This window comes from Burkholderia sp. BCC1047, assembly GCF_902833155.1.
Lineage (GTDB): Bacteria > Pseudomonadota > Gammaproteobacteria > Burkholderiales > Burkholderiaceae > Burkholderia > Burkholderia sola.
In genome coordinates this window covers 93,651-113,795 of the sequence record NZ_CADFEH010000026.1, presented here as the reverse complement: position 1 = coordinate 113,795, position 20,145 = coordinate 93,651, and the positions used below count along the sequence as shown (strand labels likewise).

20 protein-coding genes are annotated in these 20,145 nt (G+C 64.9%); 2 read left to right on the top strand and 18 right to left on the bottom strand.

The window, feature by feature from the left end:
- The first annotated feature begins 139 nt into the window (after positions 1 to 139).
- Both HWX55_RS24850 and HWX55_RS24845 read left to right on the top strand, forming a co-directional pair.
- The gene (locus tag HWX55_RS24850; RefSeq protein WP_175977647.1) at positions 140 to 931 is read left to right on the top strand and encodes an enoyl-CoA hydratase; all 792 of its coding nucleotides are present in this window, start codon (positions 140 to 142) and stop codon (positions 929 to 931) included.
- 209 nt (positions 932 to 1,140) lie between these two features.
- Positions 1,141 to 1,833: a glutathione binding-like protein gene (locus tag HWX55_RS24845; RefSeq protein ID WP_050016513.1), complete on the top strand. Its 693-nt coding sequence runs from the start codon at positions 1,141 to 1,143 to the stop codon at positions 1,831 to 1,833.
- A gap of 49 nt (positions 1,834 to 1,882) precedes the next feature.
- Here the strand turns inward: HWX55_RS24845 and HWX55_RS24840 are convergent, their stop codons facing one another.
- The 18 genes from HWX55_RS24840 to HWX55_RS24755 form a co-directional block, all read right to left on the bottom strand.
- The gene (locus tag HWX55_RS24840) at positions 1,883 to 2,359 is read right to left on the bottom strand and encodes a MaoC family dehydratase (RefSeq protein ID WP_175977646.1); all 477 of its coding nucleotides are present in this window, start codon (positions 2,357 to 2,359) and stop codon (positions 1,883 to 1,885) included.
- On the bottom strand, positions 2,356 to 2,817 hold the full coding sequence (locus HWX55_RS24835; protein ID WP_050016488.1) for a MaoC family dehydratase: 462 nt from the start codon (positions 2,815 to 2,817) through the stop codon (positions 2,356 to 2,358). Before HWX55_RS24835 ends, HWX55_RS24840 begins: the two co-directional genes overlap by 4 nt.
- A 38-nt stretch (positions 2,818 to 2,855) precedes the next feature.
- Entirely contained in the window at positions 2,856 to 3,989 is a 1,134-nt protein-coding gene (locus HWX55_RS24830; protein WP_175977645.1) for an acyl-CoA dehydrogenase family protein, read from the bottom strand.
- Between the two features lie 19 nt (positions 3,990 to 4,008).
- Entirely contained in the window at positions 4,009 to 5,205 is a 1,197-nt protein-coding gene (locus HWX55_RS24825) for an acyl-CoA dehydrogenase family protein (RefSeq protein ID WP_175977644.1), read from the bottom strand.
- A gap of 55 nt (positions 5,206 to 5,260) precedes the next feature.
- Positions 5,261 to 5,683 (bottom strand): DUF1178 family protein, encoded by a 423-nt coding sequence (locus tag HWX55_RS24820; protein WP_050016483.1) that lies wholly within the window; start codon positions 5,681 to 5,683, stop codon positions 5,261 to 5,263.
- A 136-nt stretch (positions 5,684 to 5,819) separates the two neighbouring features.
- Complete coding sequence (locus HWX55_RS24815; RefSeq protein WP_124554868.1) at positions 5,820 to 6,410, bottom strand: NUDIX hydrolase; 591 nt, start codon at positions 6,408 to 6,410, stop codon at positions 5,820 to 5,822.
- Between the two features lie 39 nt (positions 6,411 to 6,449).
- Positions 6,450 to 6,746, bottom strand: coding sequence for a DUF2818 family protein (locus HWX55_RS24810; RefSeq protein ID WP_006484867.1), 297 nt, complete (start codon positions 6,744 to 6,746; stop codon positions 6,450 to 6,452).
- The gene (nuoN, locus tag HWX55_RS24805) at positions 6,746 to 8,200 is read right to left on the bottom strand and encodes an NADH-quinone oxidoreductase subunit NuoN (RefSeq protein WP_175886159.1); all 1,455 of its coding nucleotides are present in this window, start codon (positions 8,198 to 8,200) and stop codon (positions 6,746 to 6,748) included. The genes HWX55_RS24810 and nuoN overlap by 1 nt, the downstream gene beginning before the upstream one ends.
- 39 nt (positions 8,201 to 8,239) lie before the next feature.
- Positions 8,240 to 9,730, bottom strand: a complete 1,491-nt coding sequence (locus tag HWX55_RS24800; protein WP_050016477.1) for an NADH-quinone oxidoreductase subunit M — start codon at positions 9,728 to 9,730, stop codon at positions 8,240 to 8,242.
- Positions 9,731 to 9,748: 18 nt separating this feature from the next.
- Complete coding sequence (gene nuoL, locus HWX55_RS24795) at positions 9,749 to 11,812, bottom strand: NADH-quinone oxidoreductase subunit L (protein ID WP_175977643.1); 2,064 nt, start codon at positions 11,810 to 11,812, stop codon at positions 9,749 to 9,751.
- Between the two features lie 17 nt (positions 11,813 to 11,829).
- A complete protein-coding gene (nuoK, locus tag HWX55_RS24790) occupies positions 11,830 to 12,135 on the bottom strand; it encodes an NADH-quinone oxidoreductase subunit NuoK (protein WP_006478272.1) in 306 nt (101 codons plus the stop codon).
- An 18-nt stretch (positions 12,136 to 12,153) separates the two neighbouring features.
- On the bottom strand, positions 12,154 to 12,804 hold the full coding sequence (locus HWX55_RS24785) for an NADH-quinone oxidoreductase subunit J (RefSeq protein WP_011545812.1): 651 nt from the start codon (positions 12,802 to 12,804) through the stop codon (positions 12,154 to 12,156).
- 112 nt (positions 12,805 to 12,916) lie between these two features.
- Positions 12,917 to 13,405: an NADH-quinone oxidoreductase subunit NuoI gene (nuoI, locus tag HWX55_RS24780; RefSeq protein WP_006484869.1), complete on the bottom strand. Its 489-nt coding sequence runs from the start codon at positions 13,403 to 13,405 to the stop codon at positions 12,917 to 12,919.
- 10 nt (positions 13,406 to 13,415) lie between these two features.
- The gene (gene nuoH, locus HWX55_RS24775; protein WP_089468016.1) at positions 13,416 to 14,483 is read right to left on the bottom strand and encodes an NADH-quinone oxidoreductase subunit NuoH; all 1,068 of its coding nucleotides are present in this window, start codon (positions 14,481 to 14,483) and stop codon (positions 13,416 to 13,418) included.
- A complete protein-coding gene (gene nuoG, locus HWX55_RS24770) occupies positions 14,484 to 16,814 on the bottom strand; it encodes an NADH-quinone oxidoreductase subunit NuoG (protein ID WP_175977642.1) in 2,331 nt (776 codons plus the stop codon).
- A gap of 85 nt (positions 16,815 to 16,899) precedes the next feature.
- Positions 16,900 to 18,222: an NADH-quinone oxidoreductase subunit NuoF gene (gene nuoF, locus HWX55_RS24765; protein ID WP_017331620.1), complete on the bottom strand. Its 1,323-nt coding sequence runs from the start codon at positions 18,220 to 18,222 to the stop codon at positions 16,900 to 16,902.
- Complete coding sequence (gene nuoE, locus HWX55_RS24760; protein WP_050016470.1) at positions 18,219 to 18,704, bottom strand: NADH-quinone oxidoreductase subunit NuoE; 486 nt, start codon at positions 18,702 to 18,704, stop codon at positions 18,219 to 18,221. Before nuoE ends, nuoF begins: the two co-directional genes overlap by 4 nt.
- Before the next feature lie 184 nt (positions 18,705 to 18,888).
- Complete coding sequence (locus HWX55_RS24755; RefSeq protein ID WP_034184888.1) at positions 18,889 to 20,142, bottom strand: NADH-quinone oxidoreductase subunit D; 1,254 nt, start codon at positions 20,140 to 20,142, stop codon at positions 18,889 to 18,891.
- Positions 20,143 to 20,145: the final 3 nt, after the last annotated feature.

Genomic DNA, 20,145 nt, shown 5'->3' with positions numbered 1-20,145 from the left:
CTGAAAAGCACGTCCGTGCTAGTCTAAAGCAAGTTGTGCGTTCGTCACGACGACATTACCTCCGCTGCGGCGTCGGCTTCGCCCGTCCGCGCGACACACGCGGCGTCGCCGCCGCGCCATCCGATGGAGACACGCTCGCATGAGTGCTGAACTGCTGGCCTCGCGTCCGCCCGAGAGCGAATCGACGCTCGTCCTCACGCTGTCCAATCCCGGCGCGCGCAACGCGCTGCATCCCGACATGTACGCGGCCGGCATCGAAGCGCTCGCCACCGCCGAGCGCGATCCGGCGATTCGCGCCGTCGTGCTGACCGGCGCCGATCGCTTCTTCTGCGCAGGCGGCAACCTGAACCGGCTGCTCGAGAATCGCTCGAAGGATCCGTCCTTCCAGGCCGACAGCATCGATCAGCTCGCGGCATGGGTCATGGCGATCCGCGCGTCGACGAAGCCGGTGATTGCGGCCGTCGAAGGCGCCGCGGCCGGCGCGGGCTTCTCGCTCGCGCTCGCGTGCGACCTGATCGTCGCCGCACACGATGCGAAATTCGTGATGTCGTATGCGCGCGTGGGCCTGACGCCCGACGGCGGCGGCTCGTGGTTTCTCGCCCGCGCACTGCCGCGTGCGATCGCGGCCGAAATCCTGTTCGAAGGCAAGCCGGTTGCCGCCGAACGCCTGCATGCGCTCGGCGTCGTCAACCGGCTCACCGCGCCCGGCACGGCACTGAGCGACGCACTGGCATGGGCCGACGCGCTCGCCGACATCTCGCCGAATGCGCTCACGCGCATCAAGTCGCTGCTCGACGACGCGACCGCACAACCGCTGGACGCGCATCTCGGCACCGAGCGCGATCATTTCGTCGCGTCGCTGCATCATGTGGACGGGCTCGAAGGCATCACCGCCTTTCTCGAGAAGCGCCAGCCGCGCTACAAGCGCTGATCCGCCGCGTCGGCCTTCGAACCGGCGCTACGCCGCGACGTCCATCCGATGCGCCGCGCGCAACGCCCGCGGCACTCTCCCGTGCGGCCGCGCATGCCCGTCGGCACGCGCGTTTCCGTCGCCAGCAGCCCGTGTCGATCCATGCTCTAATGACCGCCTGTCGCGGCGCCGCCGGCGCCGTTTTCGCGCATGCCACACAGGAGTTGACGATGATCGACGTCTATAGCTGGGCGACCCCGAACGGCCACAAGGTACACATCATGCTCGAGGAAACCGGCCTCGCGTATCGTGCGCATCCGGTCGATATCGGTGCCGGCGACCAGTTCAAGCCCGAATTCCTGAAGATCAGCCCGAACAACAAGATCCCCGCGATCGTCGATCCGGACGGCCCCGGCGGCCAGCCGATCTCGCTGTTCGAATCGGGCGCGATCCTGATCTACCTCGCGGAGAAGACCGGCAAGTTCCTGCCGACGGAGCCGGCCGCGCGCTATGCGACGCTCGAGTGGCTGATGTTCCAGATGGGTGGCGTCGGCCCGATGCTCGGGCAGGCGCACCACTTCCGGCTGTATGCGCCGGAGAAGATCGAGTATGCGGTCAACCGCTACACGAACGAAGCGAAGCGCCTGTACAACGTGATGGAAAAGCGGCTCGGCGAATCCGAGTATCTCGCGGGCGACACGTACACGATCGCGGACATTGCGACGTTCCCGTGGACGCGCTCGTGGCAGAACCAGGGCATCGTGCTCGATGAACTGCCGAACGTGAAGCGCTGGCACGAGGCGATCGCCGCGCGACCGGCCGTGCAGCGCGGCGTCGAGGTGCTCGCGTCGATGCGCAAGGCGCTGCAGGACGACAAGGCACGCGAGGTGCTGTTCGGCGCAACGCAATACGCGAAGCACTGACGAGCGTGTGACGAGCGGAGCGGCATCCGCGCATGCCGCTCCCCGTGCTTCAGAAGTAATGCAGCGTGACGAACTCCGCCGCGCACACCGGCAGCGGCGCGTCGGGGCGCTCGACCTGCATCGATACCGACCACGTCACCTGGATGCCGCCGCGCGCGGCGTCGGCGGTTTCCTTCACCGCGAACAGCGCACGCACCCGCGCCCCGACCGGCACCGGCTTCAAAAACCGCACGCGGTTCAGCCCGTAGTTCACGCCCATCTTCTGCTCGAAGCGCATCGCGTCGGTCATCAACGCAGGAATCAGCGACAGCGTCAGGAACCCGTGCGCGATCGGCCCGCCGAACGGCGACTCGCGTCGCGCGCGTTCGGGGTCGACGTGAATCCATTGATGATCGCCGGTCGCGTCGGCGAAACCGTCGACGCGCGGCTGGTCGATCTCGATCCAGCCGCTCGCGAGCGGCTCCGCGCCGACCCGCGCCTGCAGCGCCTGCGCCGATGCGATCAGCGGCAAGGTCAGGTCGGTCATGAGTTCGCGCCCCCCGGATGGCGCAGCCCGAAAATCACCTTGGTGTGCACGGAGATCACCGTCTCGCCGGCTTCGTTCACGCCGATCCATTCCGTCGACACGATGCCGCGATCGGGCTTGCTCTCCGACACGCGTTTGTCGTGCACCTTCTGGTACATCGTGATCGTGTCGCCGGCGCGCACCGGCTTCAGCCAGCGGATCGAATCGATGCCCGGCGAGCCCATGCTGGTCGAATCCGGCCCGAGCTTCTGGACCAGCAGGCTCATGAACACCGAGCACGTATGCCAGCCGCTCGCGACGAGCCCGCCGAAATGCGACGCCTTCCCCGCTTCCTCGTCGACATGGAACGGCTGCGGATCGTAGCGCTTCGCGAACGTCTTGATGTCGTCGGCCTCGAACGTGTAGCGGCCCACTTCGGTGGTACTGCCGACCACCAGGTCTTCGTAACTGATGCCCACTGATAAGTCTCCTTGTCTGGCGCGCTCGCGCGTCACCGTCATGCTACGTCGGTCTGCGCGAAATCGGGCAGCGCCGCGATGCGGGCGAGGTGATGATCGGTATCGCCGAGCGTCGTCTCGATGATCGACAGCCGCTTGAACAAATGCGCGGCGGCCACCTCGTTGGTCACGCCCATGCCGCCGTGCAGCTGGACCGCCTGCTGGCCGACGAAGCGCGCGGCCGCGCCGACGCGCGCCTTCGCGGCCGACACGGCCTTGCGCCGCGCATCGGCATCGCCGTTCGCGTAGCGGACCGCCGCGAGATAGGTCAGCGAACGCGCCTGCTCCGCATGGATCAGCATGTCGACCATCCGGTGCTGCAGCGCCTGAAAACGCGCGATCGGCACGCCGAACTGCTCGCGCGTCTTCGTGTATTCGACCGTCGCGCGATTCAGTTCGTCGAGCGCGCCGACCGCTTCCGCGCACAGCAGGAAGGTCGCGTAATCGGCGATCTGCTCGAGCGCCGCCGCGTCGCGCGCCCCGCCCGTCAGCAATCGGGCCGGCGTGTCGTCGAACGTGATCGTCGCGGCACGCTGGCCGTCGATGGTCCGGTAGTCGACCACCTTCGCGTTGGCCGCATCGCGTTCGACGACGAAGAGGCCGAGGCCGCCGCCGTCGACCCGCGCGGGCACGATCCACGCGTGCGCCTGGGCGCCGTGCTGAACGACCGACTTGGTACCGGTCAGCCGGTATGTGCCGCCCTGCTCGCGCGCGTGCGTGTCGAGCTCGTACAGGTCGTAGCGCGCCTGCGGTTCGTGGAACGCGACCGCCACGCGCTTGTGCCCCTGCGCGACCGCCTCCAGCAGCGCGGCATCGTCGCCCGCGCCGGAGCCGGCGATCCGCAACGCCTCGACGCCAACCGCCGTGGCCCAGTACGGCTCGATCACGAGCGCACGGCCGAGCTCCTGCATCACGACCAGCATGTCGACCGGGCCGCCGCCGAAACCGCCCTGTGCGTCCGGCACGGGCAACGCGGTCAAGCCCAGTTCGGTGAATGCGCTCCACTGCGCATCCGACACGCCGGTATCGCTGCGCACGATCGCCTGGCGCGCGTCGAAGCCGTATTGCTCGCCGAGATACCGGCGCAGCGCGTCGGCGAACTGCTGCTGCTCGTCGGTAAAGCTGAAATCCATGGTTGTCTCCGTTCCCTGATCACAGCCCCAGAATCATCTGCGCGATGATGTTCTTCTGGATCTCGTTCGACCCGCCGTAGATCGACGTCTTCCGGTAGTTGAAGTAGTACGCGGCGAGCGGCGCCGCATCGTCGTCGCCGGCGATGCTGTGTTCGCGCTCGCCGTCGAGGAACGGCACGTCGAACGGTGCGGCCAGCGGACCGATCGCTTCGACCATCAGCTCGGTGAGCGCCTGCTGCACCTCCGTGCCCTTGATCTTCAGCATCGACGCCTCGGGGCCCGGCCCCTTGCCGCTCGTCTCGCGGCTGACGACGCGCAGCACCGTCACCTCCAGCGCCATCAACTCGACTTCGAGCGCCGCGACCTTCGCGGCAAACACGGGATCGGCGAGCAACGGCTTGCCGTTCTTGCGCTGGTTCGATGCGACGCGCTTCAGGAACGCGAGCTCCCGCTTCGACGCGCCGACGCGCGCGATGCCGGTGCGCTCGTGGCCAAGCAGGTATTTCGCGTAGGTCCAGCCGCGGTTCTCGTCGCCGACGAGGTTCTCGACCGGCACCTTCACGTCCTCGAAGAACACCTCGTTGACCTCGTGATCCTCGTCGAGCATCACGATCGGGCGCACCGTGATGCCGGGCGTCTTCATGTCGATCAGCAGGAACGAGATGCCCTCCTGCTTCTTCGCGGCCGGATCGGTGCGCACGAGGCAGAACATCATGTCGGCGTACTGGCCGAGCGTGGTCCAGGTCTTCTGGCCGTTGACGACGTAGTGATCGCCGTGGCGCTCGGCGCGCGTGCGCAGCGACGCGAGGTCGGACCCGGAACCCGGCTCCGAATAACCCTGGCACCACCAGTCCGAGCCGTCGAGAATACGCGGCAGATAGTGGCGCTTCTGCGCTTCGCTGCCGTATTTCATCAGGACCGGCGCGACCATCGACACCCCGAACGGCAGCACGGTGGGCGCACCGATCCGCGCGCACTCCTCGTCCCAGATATGCCGCTGCGTCGCGCTCCAGCCCGGGCCGCCGTATTCGACCGGCCAGGTGGGCGCGGACCAGCCGCGCTGGCCCAGAATCCGGTGCCAGCTCGCGAAATCCTCGCGGTCGAGTCGTTTGTGATCGAGTACCTTGGCGCGCAGTGCGTGAGGCAGGTTGGCCTCGAGCCAGGCGCGGACGTCGGCGCGGAACGCGTCGTCGGCGGGGGAATAGTCCAGATCCATGCGCAGTGTCTCCTGTCCGCGGCCGTCCGGCCCGGCCAAGGACACACTGCGTACGTCATTGCAGCGGTTCTTTCAGCGCGGCAGGAATCGGCAGCGGCATCACGTCGATGCCTTCTTCGACCAAGGACTGCGCATCCTCCGGCGTCGTGACGCCGCGAATGCTGCGTGCGGGCGCCTCGTTGTAATGGATGCGCCGCGCTTCCTCGGCGAAGCGCTCGCCCACGTTCTCGGTCTTCTCCAGCACCTCGCGCAGCGCGCGCATCACCTGCGCCTGCAGCGCACGCGGATCGGCCGGCTGCGGCTGCGTCGCGCCCGACAGGTTCAGGCGCGGCGCCGACGGCATCCGGTTGATCTCCGTCGTTCCGCACACCGGGCATTCGACCAGCTTGCGGGACAACTGCGCTTCGAATTCATCGGCGGAAGCGAACCAGCCTTCGAACCGATGACCGTGCGGACACTGTAAATCGAGGACCTTCATGCTGAATCAGGGCGTGTGACGAGTGTAGCGCAAAAAGCGGTTTTGTGAACGGTCGTGCTAAATCTCGATCGCGCGGCGCGAACGCACCGCGTCACCGGATTGTAACGCGGCGCCCCGCCCGCCGCTGACGCCATGCTCAGGGCGTGACGACCGGCCCGAGCGGCCACGCGCCGGACAGCACCTTGTCGAGCCACATCGTGCCGATGATCGTCTTCACGTCGGAGATCTGGCCCGTGCGCACCCATTCCTGCAGGTCGGCCAGCGTCGCGGTGAAGGTTTCGAGGAATTCGCCTTCGTCGAGCTTGCGCTCGCCGGCCGTGAGCCCGCGCGCGAGGTACAGGTCGATGAATTCGGTCGAATAGGAAATGATCGGATGAATGCGGGCCAGGAACACGTATTCGCGCGCCGTGTAGCCGGTTTCCTCGCGCAGTTCGCGCGCCGCGCACGCAAGCGCGCCTTCGTTCGGGTCGAGCTTGCCGGCCGGGAATTCGGCCATCACCTTGCCGATCGGATAGCGGAACTGGCTCTCCATCAGCACGCGGCCGTCGTCGAACAGCGGGATCACCATCACCGCGCCCGGGTGCTGCACGTATTCGCGCGTGGCCTTCTTGCCGTCCGGCAGACGGACGGTGTCGCGCTTGAGCTTGAGGAACGCGCCTTCGAAGATCGCCTCGCTTTCGAGGCAGGTTTCGGTCAGTGCGGCGTCGTGATTGGGTAGTTCGGCCATCGGCGGCTCCTGAATGAGCACGACGGACGGCCGAAGCCGTCAGCGTCGTTTGACGAGATACTGGAACGTGAAGCCGGGAAACGCGAACACGACGAAGAGACTGAACGTGATCGCGTAAAACTGCCAGCCCTGTTCGAAGCGGTTGCCGGCGCGCGACTCGAGCCAGAAGCCGAGCGCGCCGACGATGAAGTACAGCACGATCAGCTCGCCGATCCGCACCCACGCGTTCTTCTTCGTCGCGCCGAAGGGCACGACGGCGAAGAGGCGTTGGTTCAGGAACGGCAGGTTGGCGCAGACGAGCGCCAACAGCACGATGAACCAGCCGGCTGCCGACATTACAGCGGCAGCGTGTGACGGATTGCCTGCAGGCAGGCGGTCAGCAGCGGGCTCGGGATCAGGCCGAGCACGACGACGGCCAGGCCGTTCAGCACGAGGATCGTGCGCTTGCAGAAATCGCCGGAGATCGGCGTCGAATCCTGCGGCGCATCGAAGTACATCAGCTTCACGATGCGCAGGTAGTAGAACGCGCCGAACAGCGACGTGATCACGGCCAGCACGGCCAGCCACGTGAGGCCCGCGTTGACGGTCGCCTCGAGCACGGCGAGCTTCGCGTAGAAACCGACGGTCGGCGGGATGCCGGCCAGCGAGAACATCATGACCATCATCACGAACGCGAACACCGGGCTGCGCTTGTTGAGGCCCTTGAAGTCGTCGATCGTTTCCGCTTCGAAATCGCGGCGCGCGAGCAGCATCACCACGCCGAACGAGCCGAGCGTCGTGATCAGGTAGACGATCGCGTAGAACATCGCCGAGCTGTACGCGTTCGCCGGCGCCGCCGCGTCGCCCTTCACGATGCCGGCGAGCAGGCCGAGCAGCACGAAGCCCATGTTCGAGATCGCCGAGTACGCGAGCATCCGCTTGATGTTGCGCTGGACGATACCGGTGATGTTGCCGACGATCAGCGACAGCGCGGCGAGGATCACGAGCGCGGTCTGCCAGTTCTGCGCGAGCGGCAGCAGGCCCATCACCAGGAAGCGCAGGCCCCATGCGAACGCGGCAACCTTCGGGCCGCCGCCGACGAACAGCGTCATCGCGGTCGGTGCGCCCTGGTAGACGTCCGGCACCCACATGTGGAACGGCACGGCGCCCAGCTTGAACGCGATACCGGCGACGATGAAGACCACGCCGAACATCAGCACGGCCGCGTCGGTGTTGCCGCCGACCGCCTTGTACACCTCGCCGAGCTCGAGCGAGCCGGTCGCGCCATAGAGCATCGAGATGCCGTACAGCACGAAGCCCGACGCGAGCGCGCCCAGCACGTAGTACTTCATCGCGGCTTCGCTCGACTGGGCGGCGTCGCGGCGCAGCGCGATGACCGCGTACAGCGACAGCGACATCAGTTCGAGGCCGAGGTACAGCGTCAGGAAGTTGTTGCCCGACACCATGACCAGCTGACCGAGCAGCGAGAACATGCCAAGCAGGAACACGTCGCCGCGGAACATGTCGCGGTCTTCGAGGTACTTGCGCGAATAGACGAGCGACACCGCGAAACCGAACGACACGACGGCCTTCATCGTGCTCGCGAACGAGTCGACGACGACCATCTTCGAGAAGAAGTAGTACTGCTGCGGGTCGAGCGCCTGGACCGAGAACCACACGCCGGCGACGACCGACGAGACGACCGCGATCAGATAGGTCAGGCGGCGGCCGGACGCACCGGTAAAGGTGTCGTTCAGCCATGCGACGACGATGGCGGCCAGCACCAGCGCGTCAGGCAACAGGACATTCATAGGGGCGTTTTGCATGATCTTGAGTTCCTCCGCTCGCGATTACTGGGCCAGCGGCAGCTTCGACTGCGCGACGTGGGAGAGGAGGTTTTCGACGGAAACGTGCATCACGTCGGTGAAAGGCTTCGGATACAGGCCCATCAGCAGCGTGAACGCGGCGAGCACGGCCAGCATCAGGAATTCGCGACGGCCGATGTCCTTCAGCTTGGCGACGTGATCGTTCGCGACCGCGCCGAAGTACACGCGCTTGTACATCCACAGCGTGTAGGCCGCGCCGAGGATCAGCGTGAATGCCGCGCCGAAGGCGATCCAGAAGTTGTACTGGACGGCCGCGAGAATCACCATGAACTCGCCGACGAAACCCGACGTACCCGGCAGGCCGCAGTTGGCCATCGAGAACAGCATCGCGAACGCCGCGAACTTCGGCATCACGTTGACGACGCCGCCGTAATCGGCGATCTGGCGCGAGTGCACGCGGTCGTACAGCACGCCGATGCACAGGAACATCGCGCCCGACACGAAGCCGTGCGAGATCATCTGGATGATCGCGCCTTCGACGCCGAGCTGGTTGAAGATGAAGAAGCCGAGCGTGACGAAGCCCATGTGCGCGATCGACGAATACGCGACCAGCTTCTTCATGTCGGCCTGCACCATCGCGACGAGGCCGATGTAGATCACCGCGATCAGCGACAGCGTGATCACGACCGGCGCCAGGAAGTGGCTCGCGTCGGGCGTGATCGGCAGCGAGAAACGCAGGAAACCGTATGCGCCGAGCTTCAGCATGATCGCGGCCAGCACGACCGAGCCGCCCGTCGGCGCTTCCACGTGCGCATCCGGCAGCCACGTGTGCACCGGCCACATCGGCACCTTCACCGCGAATGCGAGGAAGAACGCAATGAACAGCAGGATCTGCGGCGTCATCGCGATCTTCGCGTTCTGCCACGTCGCGAGGTCGAACGAATGCGTCTGCGTGTACAGGTAGATCAGCGCGACCAGCATCAGCAGCGAGCCGGCCAGCGTGTACAGGAAGAACTTGAACGCCGCGTACACGCGGTTCGGGCCGCCCCACACGCCGATGATGATGTACATCGGGATCAGGGTCGCCTCGAAGAACACGTAGAACAGCAGGCCGTCGGCCGCCGAGAACACGCCGATCATGATCCCGGACAGGATCAGGAACGCCGCGAGGTACTGCGCGACGTTCTCGGTGATCACTTCCCACGCGGCGATCACGACGATCACCGTGATCAGCGCGGTCAGCACGACGAACCACATCGAGATGCCGTCGACGCCGAGGTGATACGCAATGTCGAAGCGTTCGATCCAGGTCGACTTCTCGACGAACTGCAGCGCAGCCGTGCTCGAGTCGAAGCCCGTGATCAGCGGGATCGTGACCGCGAGGCCGAGCAGCGCGCCGATCAGCGCGACCCAGCGGGCCGTCCCCGGATTTTTGTCGTTACCCACCGCCAGCACGAGGAGGCCGAAAACGATCGGCAGCCAGATCGCGGTACTGAGAATCGGAAAAGCGTGCATTAGTGTTGTCTCCCCGCCTTATTTGCCGCCGAGCGTTACAAACAGGGTCAGGAGCCCCAGCATGCCGATGATCATGGCGAACGCGTAGTGATAGATGTAACCGGATTGGAGGAAGCGGATCACGCCGGCGAACCAGCCGATGAACCGGGCGCTGCCGTTGACGAGGCCGTCGATCACCACGACGTCGCCCTCCTTCCACAGGCCGCGGCCGATCGCCACCGAACCGCGGGCGAACACCACTTCGTTGATCTTGTCCATGTAGTACTTGTTGTCCAGCAGCGTGTAGATCGGGCCGAACGCGCGGCGGATCGACGCCGGCAGTTCCGGACGCTTCAGGTACAGGAACCACGCGACGACCACACCGGCGAGCGCCAGCCACACCGGCAGGCCCGACACCGAGTGCAGGCCCATGCCGACCCAGCCGTGGAACTCTTCGGCCATCTCGGCCAGCGCCGGATGGTTTTCGCCGATGAAGATCACCTTGTCGAATGCGACGCCGTGCTGGAAGAAATCGCCGAACAGCATCGGGCTGATCGCGATCGCGCCGATGATCACCGACGGGATCGCCAGCAAGACCAGCGGCACCCACACGACCCACGGGGTCTCGTGCGGCTGGTGCGCGTGGTCGTCATGGCCGTGGCCATGATCGTCATGACCGTGATCGTCGTGGCCATGTGCGGCGGCCATGCCCATCGGCGATTCCGGATGCTTCGGATGGCGGAAACGCTCTTCGCCGTGGAACACCAGGAAATACATGCGGAACGAGTACAGCGCGGTGACGAACACGCTCGCGACGACCGCGAAGTATGCGAAGCCCGAACCCGGCAGGTGCGACAGCTTCACCGCGTCGATGATCGAGTCCTTCGAGTAGAAGCCCGAGAAGAACGGCGTGCCGATCAACGCGAGCGAGCCGACGAGCGACGTGATCCACGTGATCGGCATGTACTTGCGCAGGCCGCCCATGTTGCGCATGTCCTGGTCGTGGTGCATGCCCATGATGACCGAGCCGGCGCCGAGGAACAGCAGCGCCTTGAAGAACGCGTGCGTCATCAGGTGGAACACGGCGACCGGGTAAGCGGACACGCCGAGCGCGACGGTCATGTAGCCGAGCTGCGACAGCGTCGAGTACGCGACCACGCGCTTGATGTCGTTCTGGACGATGCCGAGGAAGCCCATGAAGAGCGCCGTGATCGCGCCGATCACCGTGATGAACGACAGCGCGGTATCCGACAGCTCGAACAGCGGCGACATGCGCGACACCATGAAGATGCCGGCCGTGACCATCGTCGCCGCGTGAATCAGCGCCGAGATCGGGGTCGGGCCTTCCATCGAGTCCGGCAGCCACACGTGCAGCGGGAACTGCGCCGACTTACCCATCGCGCCGATGAACAGGCAGATACAGGCAACGGTCAGCAGGCCCCAGTCGGTACCCGGGAAATGCAGGCTCGCGAGTTCCGCGCGCTTCGCGAACACTTCGCCGTAGTTCATCGAGCCGGCGAACGCGAGCAGCAGGCCGATGCCGAGCAGGAAGCCGAAGTCGCCCACGCGGTTCACGAGGAACGCCTTCATGTTCGCGTAGATCGCGCTCTCACGCGTGAAGTAGAAGCCGATCAGCAGGTACGACACCAGACCCACCGCTTCCCAGCCGAAGAACAGCTGCAGGAAGTTGTTGCTCATCACGAGCATCAGCATCGAGAACGTGAACAGCGAGATGTACGAGAAGAAGCGCTGGTAGCCGTCTTCTTCCGCCATGTAGCCGATCGTGTACACGTGCACCATCAGCGAGACGAAGGTCACGACGACCATCATCATCGCGGTCAGCGAATCGACGAGGAAGCCGACTTCGAGCTTCAGCGAACCGACGTTCATCCATTCGTAGACGGTCGCGTTGAAGCTTGCGCCGCCCATCACGTCGAGGAAGACTTTCGCCGACAGGAGGAACGCGATCATGACGCCGAGGATCGTGATCCGGTGTGCGCCCTTGCGCCCGACTGCGTTCCCGAACAGCCCCGCAATCAGCGAGCCGGCCAGCGGAGCGAGCGGAATCGCCAGCAGCAGGTTTTCATTGAGTGTCGTTGACATAACAGCGTAGCCTGAAATTAACCTTTGAGCTGATCGAGATCCTCGACATTGATCGTGTCGAGCTTACGGAACAGGGTCACCAGAATCGCGAGGCCGATCGCGGCTTCCGCTGCGGCGACGGTCAGCACGAAGAACACGAAGATCTGGCCGTGCACGTCGCCGAGGTAATGCGAGAACGCGACGAAGTTGGTGTTCACCGCCAGCAGCATCAGTTCGATCGACATCAGGATGATGATGACGTTGCGGCGGTTCAGGAAAATCCCGACGATCGCGATCGCAAACAGGATCGCGCCGAGCACAAGGTAGTGAGCAAGAGTCAGCATGGTTTTCTTTTCCTCCGCTTAGCCGTTGGTGCCCGAGCCGGCTTCGCTCTGCGCCGTCTCCGGCTGCGGCTTGTCCGCTTCCATCTTCACGAGGCGCACGCGGTCGTTGCGGCGCACCTTGACCTGATCCGACACGCGCTGGCGCTTGCTGTCCTTGCCCTTGCGCTCGGTCAGCCCGATCGCGGCGATGATCGCGACCAGCAGCACGAGGCCGGCGATTTCGAACGCGAAGATGTAGTCGGTGTAGATCACCTTGCCGATCAGGCGCGTATTCGACCAGTTGGCCATCTCGCCCGTCGCCATCGCATGCACGGTGTGCGTGTCGCCGTAGCCGCGCCACAGGATCAGCGCGGTTTCGATCACGATGATCGCGCCGACCACGGTCGCCATCGGTACGAAGCGCTTGAAGTCGCGGCGCAGGTAGTCGATGTTGATGTCCAGCATCATCACGACGAACAGGAACAGCACCATCACCGCGCCCACGTAGACCAGAACCAGCAGGATCGCGAGGAACTCCGCTTCCAGCAGCATCCAGATCGCGGCGGCGTTGAAGAACGCCAGCACAAGGAAAAGCGCAGACGCCACCGGGTTGCGCGAAGTGATCACCTTCAGCCCTGATACCACCAGGAGCAGCGCGAAGATGTAGAACAGTACGGTCGTGAATTCCATGATTACCGGTTCATCGTTAGGCCATAGTCAGGCGCGGCTTGCGGAAGGCCCGCACCCGTCGCGGCGGCTCGGCCCGTTCATCGTTCATGCCGGGCCGGCACTGCAAACACAATCAACGATACGGCGCGTCGGCAGCCTTCGCCGCTGCGATGTCCTTCTCGTAGCGGTCGCCCACCGCGAGCAGCATATCCTTCGTGAAATACAGGTCGCCGCGCTTTTCGCCGTGATACTCGAGAATCTGCGTCTCGACGATCGAATCGACCGGGCAGCTCTCTTCGCAGAAACCGCAGAAGATGCACTTCGTCAGGTCGATGTCGTAGCGCGTGGTGCGGCGCGTGTTGTCCGCGCGCGTTTCCGATTCGATCGTGATCGCCAGCGCGGGGCACACGGCCTCGCACAGCTTGCACGCGATGCAGCGCTCTTCGCCGTTCTCGTAGCGGCGCAGTGCATGCAGCCCACGGAAACGCGGCGAAATCGGGGTCTTCTCTTCCGGGAACTGCACGGTGAACTTGCGCTTGAACGTATAGCGACCGGTCAGCGCGAGCCCCTTCAGCAGCTCGGTCAGGAAGAAGGTCTTAAAGAAGTGTTGGATAGCCGTCATGATTTCGTCCTTACTTCGCCCAGATGTTCAGCGGCGACATCATCCAGAAGCCGACCACGATCACCCACACCACCGTGACGGGCAGGAACACCTTCCAGCCCAGACGCATGATCTGGTCGTAACGGTAGCGCGGGAACGTCGCGCGCACCCAGATGAACACCGACAGCAGCGCGAAGACCTTCAGCACCAGCCAGAAGATGCCCGGGATGAACGACAGGAATTCGAACGGTGCGTCCCAGCCGCCGAGGAACAGCGTCGCCGCCAGCGCCGAGATCACGATCATGTTGATGTACTCGGCGAGGAAGAACAGCGCGAACGCCATGCCCGAGTAATCGATCATGTGACCCGCGACGATCTCCGACTCCCCTTCCACCACGTCGAACGGGTGACGGTTCGTTTCGGCGATGCCCGAGATGAAGTAGACGACGAACGCCGGCAAGAGCGGCAGCCAGTTCCACGACAGGAAGTTCACGCCGTGGCCGGCGAAGAAGCCGTGCTGTTGCGAGCCGACGATTTCCGACAGGTTCAGGCTGCCGGCCGTCATCAGCACGAGCACCAGCGCGAAGCCCATCGAGATTTCGTACGACACCATCTGCGCCGCGGCGCGCATCGCACCGAGGAACGCGTACTTCGAGTTCGACGCCCAGCCGGCGAGAATCACCGCGTACACGCCGATCGACGAGATCGCCATCGCGTACAGCAGGCCCGCGTTCACGTTCGCGAGCACGGCTTCGGCCTGGAACGGGATCACCGCCCACACGGCGAATGCCGGCACGACGGTCATCACCGGCGCGATCAGGTACAGCCAGCGGCTGGCGGCGCTCGGCTGAATGACTTCCTTCAGCAGCAGCTTCAGCACGTCGGCGATCGGCTGCAGCAGGCCGCCGGGGCCGACGCGGTTCGGGCCGAGACGCACGTGCATCCAGCCGATCAGCTTGCGTTCCCACAGAATCAGGTACGCGACGCACAGCAGGATGACGACGGAGACGACGAGGATGCGCACGACTGCCCACACCGTCGGCCACGCGAAGCCGAGAAGCTCGGCCCCGCCCGCGTTGATCGTATCGAACAAGCTCATTTACGCCTTCTCCACCACCAGTTCACCGGACAGGCTGCCGAGCGCTGCGCCGGCAGGCGTCGCCGCCGACACGCGAACGACCGTCTCCGCAAGATTCGCGTCGCGCACGGCCGGCAACTGCACCGCACGCTCGCCCTGGCGCACGCGCACCGCGTCGCCTTCCTTCAAGCCCAGCTTGTCGAACAGCGCGGCCGGCAGGCCTGCGGCGTTCGCCGCCTTCGCGGCGGCCGTCAGGTGCAGCGCACCCGCGCGGCGCACGAGCGCGTCGGCGTGATAGATCGGCACGTCGGCCAGGCGCTCGAAACCGCCGTTCGCGGCATTCGCCGCGGCACGGGCCGGCGCGACCGACGTCTGGTTCGACAGGCGGCCCGCGACGCCGGCGTCGCCGAGCGCGGCGAGACGCACTTCTTCCGCGGTCTCGTATTCGAAGTTCGGCAGACCGAGCAGGCTGCCGAGCACGCGCAGCACCTTCCAGCCCGGACGCGTGTCGCCGAGCGGGCGCACGACGCCGTTGAAGCTCTGCACGGTGCCTTCGGCGTTGACGAACGTCCCGGCCGTTTCCGTGAACGGCGCGACCGGCAGCAGCACGTCGGCGTAGTCGAGGCCGTGCTTGAACGGCGACATCACGACGACCATTTCCGCCTGGTTCAGCGCGGCCAGCGCCTGTGCCGGATCGGCCGTGTCGAATTCCGGTTCGACGTTCAGCAGCACGTAGCCCTTGCGCGGCTGCGCGAACGCTTCGCGTGCGTTCAGGCCGCCTTCGCCCGGCAGTGCGCCGACGACGTGCGCGCCGACCGTGTTCGCCGCTTCCGTCAGGAAGCCGAACGTGGCGCCGGTGTTGTCGGCGATCCACTGCGCGACGGCGTGCAGTTGCGCGAATTGCGGATGACGGACCGCGACGTTGCCGAGCAGCACCGCGCGGCGTTCGCCGTTCGCGAGCGACTGCGCGACGGCTTGCGCGGCCGCCGATGCGGTGACGCCCGCGAGCGCGTCGGGCAGCGCGACGCCGCGCAGTTGCGCGACGGCCGCGGCGATGCCGGCCAGCTCGTCGAGCCATGCGGACGGCGCGGCGACGATGCGTTGCGCGGTCGGGATCAGCGAATCGTCGGCGGTCGCATGCAGGAAGTGCAGCTTCGCGCCGTTCTTCGCAGCCTGACGCAGGCGCGATGCGAACAGCGGGTGGTCGCGGCGCAGGAACGAACCGACGACGAACGCGGCGTCCACGTTCGACAGGTCGGCGATCGGCATGCCGAGCCACGGTGCGCCCTGGACCGGCGCCGAGAAATCCTGCTGACGCAGACGGAAGTCGACGTTCGGCGTCTTCAGTTCGTTGGCGAGCTGCTTCACGAGGAACAGCTCTTCCGCGGTGCTGTGCGCGCTCGCGAGCATCGCCAGCGCGTTCGCGCCGTGATCCGCGGCGATGCCCTTCAGGCCCTTCGCGACGTATTCAAGCGCGGTCTGCCAGTCGGTTTCGATCCACTGGCCGCCCTGCTTCAGCATCGGCTTCGTCAGGCGTTCTTCGCTGTTCAGGCCTTCGTACGAGAAGCGGTCCTTGTCCGAGATCCAGCATTCGTTGATCGCTTCGTTCTCGAACGGCAGCACGCGCATCACGCGGTTGTTCTTCACCTGCACGACGAGGTTCGCGCCGACGGAATCGTGCGGGCTCACCGACTTGCGGCGCGACAGTTCCCACGTACGGGCGCTGTAGCGGAACGGCTTGCTGGTCAGCGCGCCGACCGGGCACAGGTCGATCATGTTGCCCGACATTTCGGAGTCGACCGTCTTGCCGACGAACGTCGTGATTTCCGAATGCTCGCCGCGGCCCAGCATGCCGAATTCCATCACGCCGGCGATTTCCTGGCCGAAGCGGACGCAGCGCGTGCAGTGGATGCAGCGCGACATTTCTTCCATCGAGATCAGCGGGCCCACGTTCTTGTGGAACACCACGCGCTTTTCTTCCGAGTAGCGCGACGACGACTTGCCGTAGCCGACCGCCAGATCCTGCAGCTGGCATTCGCCGCCCTGATCGCAGATCGGGCAATCGAGCGGGTGATTGATGAGGAGGAATTCCATCACCGACTGCTGCGCCTTCACAGCCTTGTCGGACTGCGTGCGGACGATCATGCCGGCCGACACGGGGGTCGCGCAGGCAGGCACGGCCTTCGGCATCTTCTCGACTTCGACGAGACACATCCGGCAGTTGGCCGCAACCGACAGTTTCTTGTGATAGCAGAAGTGAGGAATGTACGTGTCCGCCTTGTGCGCAGCCTGGATCACCATGCTGCCTTCGGGCACCTCGACCTTCTTGCCGTCTATTTCAAGTTCAACCATGATGGTGAATGGTCCTTAACCTATTTCCGCCCGTTCGCGCCTTCGCCCGACCGTGCGCTCAAATTCCGCAACCGGGTGTTTCGCTTCAGGCCGCCGCAGCCGAAGCCACATGCGGCGCGTGACCGCCGACCATGCAATGCTTGTGCTCGACGTGGTACGCGAATTCGTCCCAGTAGTGCTTGAGCATCCCGCGCACCGGCATCGCCGCCGCATCGCCGAGCGCACAGATCGTGCGGCCCATGATGTTCTCGGCCACCGAGTTCAGCAGGTCCAGATCTTCCTGGCGCCCTTCGCCGTGCTCGATACGGTTCACGACGCGATACAGCCAGCCGGTGCCTTCACGGCACGGCGTGCACTGGCCGCACGATTCCTCGTAGTAGAAGTACGACAGGCGCAGCAGCGAGCGCACCATACAGCGCGTCTCGTCCATCACGATCACCGCGCCGGAACCGAGCATCGAGCCCGCCTTCGCGATCGAATCGTAGTCGAGATCCGTCTGCATCATGATGTCGCCCGGGATCACCGGCGCCGACGAACCGCCCGGAATCACGGCCTTGATCTTCTTGCCGCCGCGCATCCCGCCGGCGAGCTCCATCAGCGTCGCGAACGGCGTGCCGAGCGGCACTTCGTAGTTGCCCGGACGCTCGACGTCGCCCGACACCGAGAAAATCTTCGTGCCGCCGTTGTTCGGCTTGCCGATCTCGAGGTAATTCTGCGGCCCGATGGACAGCAGGAACGGCACCGCGGCGAACGTCTCGGTGTTGTTGATCGTGGTCGGCTTGCCGTACACGCCGAAGCTCGCCGGGAACGGCGGCTTGAAGCGCGGCTGGCCCTTCTTGCCTTCGAGCGACTCGAGCAGCGCCGTTTCCTCGCCGCAGATGTACGCGCCGTAACCGTGGTGCGCGTGCAGCTGGAACGAGAATTCCGAGCCCATGATGTTGTCGCCGAGGAACCCGGCCGCGCGCGCTTCGTCCAGCGCGGCTTCGAAGCGTCGATACACTTCGAAGATCTCGCCGTGGATGTAGTTGTAGCCGACGGTGATGCCCATCGCGTACGCGCCGATGGCCATGCCTTCGATCAGCGCGTGCGGGTTCCAGCGCAGGATGTCGCGATCCTTGAACGTGCCCGGCTCGCCTTCGTCCGAGTTGCAGACGAGGTACTTCTGCCCCGGGAACTGACGCGGCATGAAGCTCCACTTCAGGCCGGTCGGGAAGCCCGCACCGCCGCGGCCGCGCAGGCCCGACGCCTTCACGTCGGCGATCACCTGCTCGGGCGGAATCTTTTCTTCGAGAATGCGGCGCAGTTGCTTGTAGCCGCCGCGCGCAACGTAGTCTTCGAGGTGCCAGTTCTCGCCGTTCAGACCAGCGAGGATCAGCGGTTTGATGTGACGGTCGTGGAGGGACGTCATTTCGAGAGCTCCTCAAGCAGCTGGTCGATCTTCTCGCGGCTCATGAAGCTGCACATTCTGTGATTGTTCACCAGCAGCACCGGCGCATCGCCGCACGAGCCCATGCATTCGCCTTCCTTCAGCGTGAACCTGCCGTCGGGCGTGGTCTCGCCGAAGCCGATGCCCAGCTTCTGTTTCAGGTAGTCGGCAGTCGCTTCCGCGCCGCCGTGCGGGCCGAGCTGGCACGGCAGGTTCGTGCAGAGCGTGATCTTGTGCTTGCCGACCGGTTTGAGCTCGTACATCGTGTAGAACGTCGCGACTTCCTGCACGGCGACGGCCGGCATGCCGAGATAGTCCGCGACGAACTGCATCAGTTCGGGCGACAGCCAGCCATGCTCTTCTTGAGCCACGGCCAACGCCGACATCACGGCGGACTGTTTCTGATCGGCGGGATACTTCGTCAACGCTCGATCGATTTCCTTCAGGCCTTCAGCTGAGATCATTTTCAGACACGACTCTTTCAATTCCTACCGAACGAACAACCTGCCGCACACTGGGGTGCATGGACGGCAGACCTGGCGCTCACTCTGTTGACAGCTTGCGAAGCCGCGCCGGTTCGGCGCATACCGCTTGTGACTCCGCGTGCGACTGACTGCTCGCCGCCCGCGCGCGCGGGCGGCGCAACCATTAGCGATCGATTTCGCCGAACACGATGTCCTGCGTACCGATGATCGTGACGGCGTCGGCGATCATGTGACCGCGCGCCATTTCGTCGAGCGACGCCAGGTGCGCGAAACCCGGCGCGCGAATCTTGAGGCGATACGGCTTGTTGGCGCCGTCGGACACGAGATAGATGCCGAACTCGCCCTTCGGATGCTCGACCGCCGCGTACGCTTCGCCTTCCGGCACATGGAAACCTTCGGTGAAGAGCTTGAAGTGGTGAATCAAGTCTTCCATGTTGGTCTTCATGCCGACGCGCGACGGCGGGGCAACCTTGTGATTGTCCGTCATCACCGGGCCCGGATTCTTGCGGAGCCACTCAATACACTGTTTCGCGATGCGGATCGACTGGCGCATTTCCTCGACGCGCACCAGATAGCGGTCGTAGCAATCGCCGTTCACGCCGACCGGCACGTCGAAATCCATCCGGTCGTACACTTCGTAGGGCTGCTTCTTGCGCAGGTCCCACGCGATGCCCGAGCCGCGCAGCATCGGGCCCGTCAGGCCCATCTGCAGTGCACGTTCCGGGCTCACCACGCCGATCCCGACCAGACGCTGTTTCCAGATCCGGTTGTCGGTCAGCAGCGTTTCGTATTCGTCGACGCACTTCGGGAAGCGCGTGAAGAAATCGTCGATGAAGTCGAGCACCGAGCCGCTGCGCGCTTCGTTCATCTTCGCGAGCGCCTTCTCGTTGCGAATCTTCGACGCCTTGTATTGCGGCATTGCGTCAGGCAGATCGCGATAGACGCCGCCCGGACGATAGTAGGCCGCGTGCATCCGGGCGCCGGACACCGCTTCGTACACGTCCATCAGGTCTTCGCGTTCGCGGAACGCGTACAGGAACACGGCCATCGCGCCGACGTCGAGCGCGTGCGCGCCGATCCACATCAGGTGGTTCAGCACGCGCGTGATTTCGTCGAACAGCACGCGGATGTACTGCGCGCGCTCCGGCACGTCGATGCCGAGCAGCTTTTCGATCGCGAGCACATAGCCGTGCTCGTTGACCATCATCGACACGTAGTCGAGACGGTCCATGTACGGCACGGACTGGATGAAGGTCTTGGATTCCGCGAGTTTTTCGGTCGCGCGGTGCAGCAGGCCGATGTGCGGATCGGCACGCTGGATGACTTCGCCGTCGAGCTCGAGCACGAGGCGCAGCACGCCGTGCGCTGCCGGGTGCTGCGGGCCGAAGTTGAGCGTGTAGTTCTTGATTTCTGCCATGAC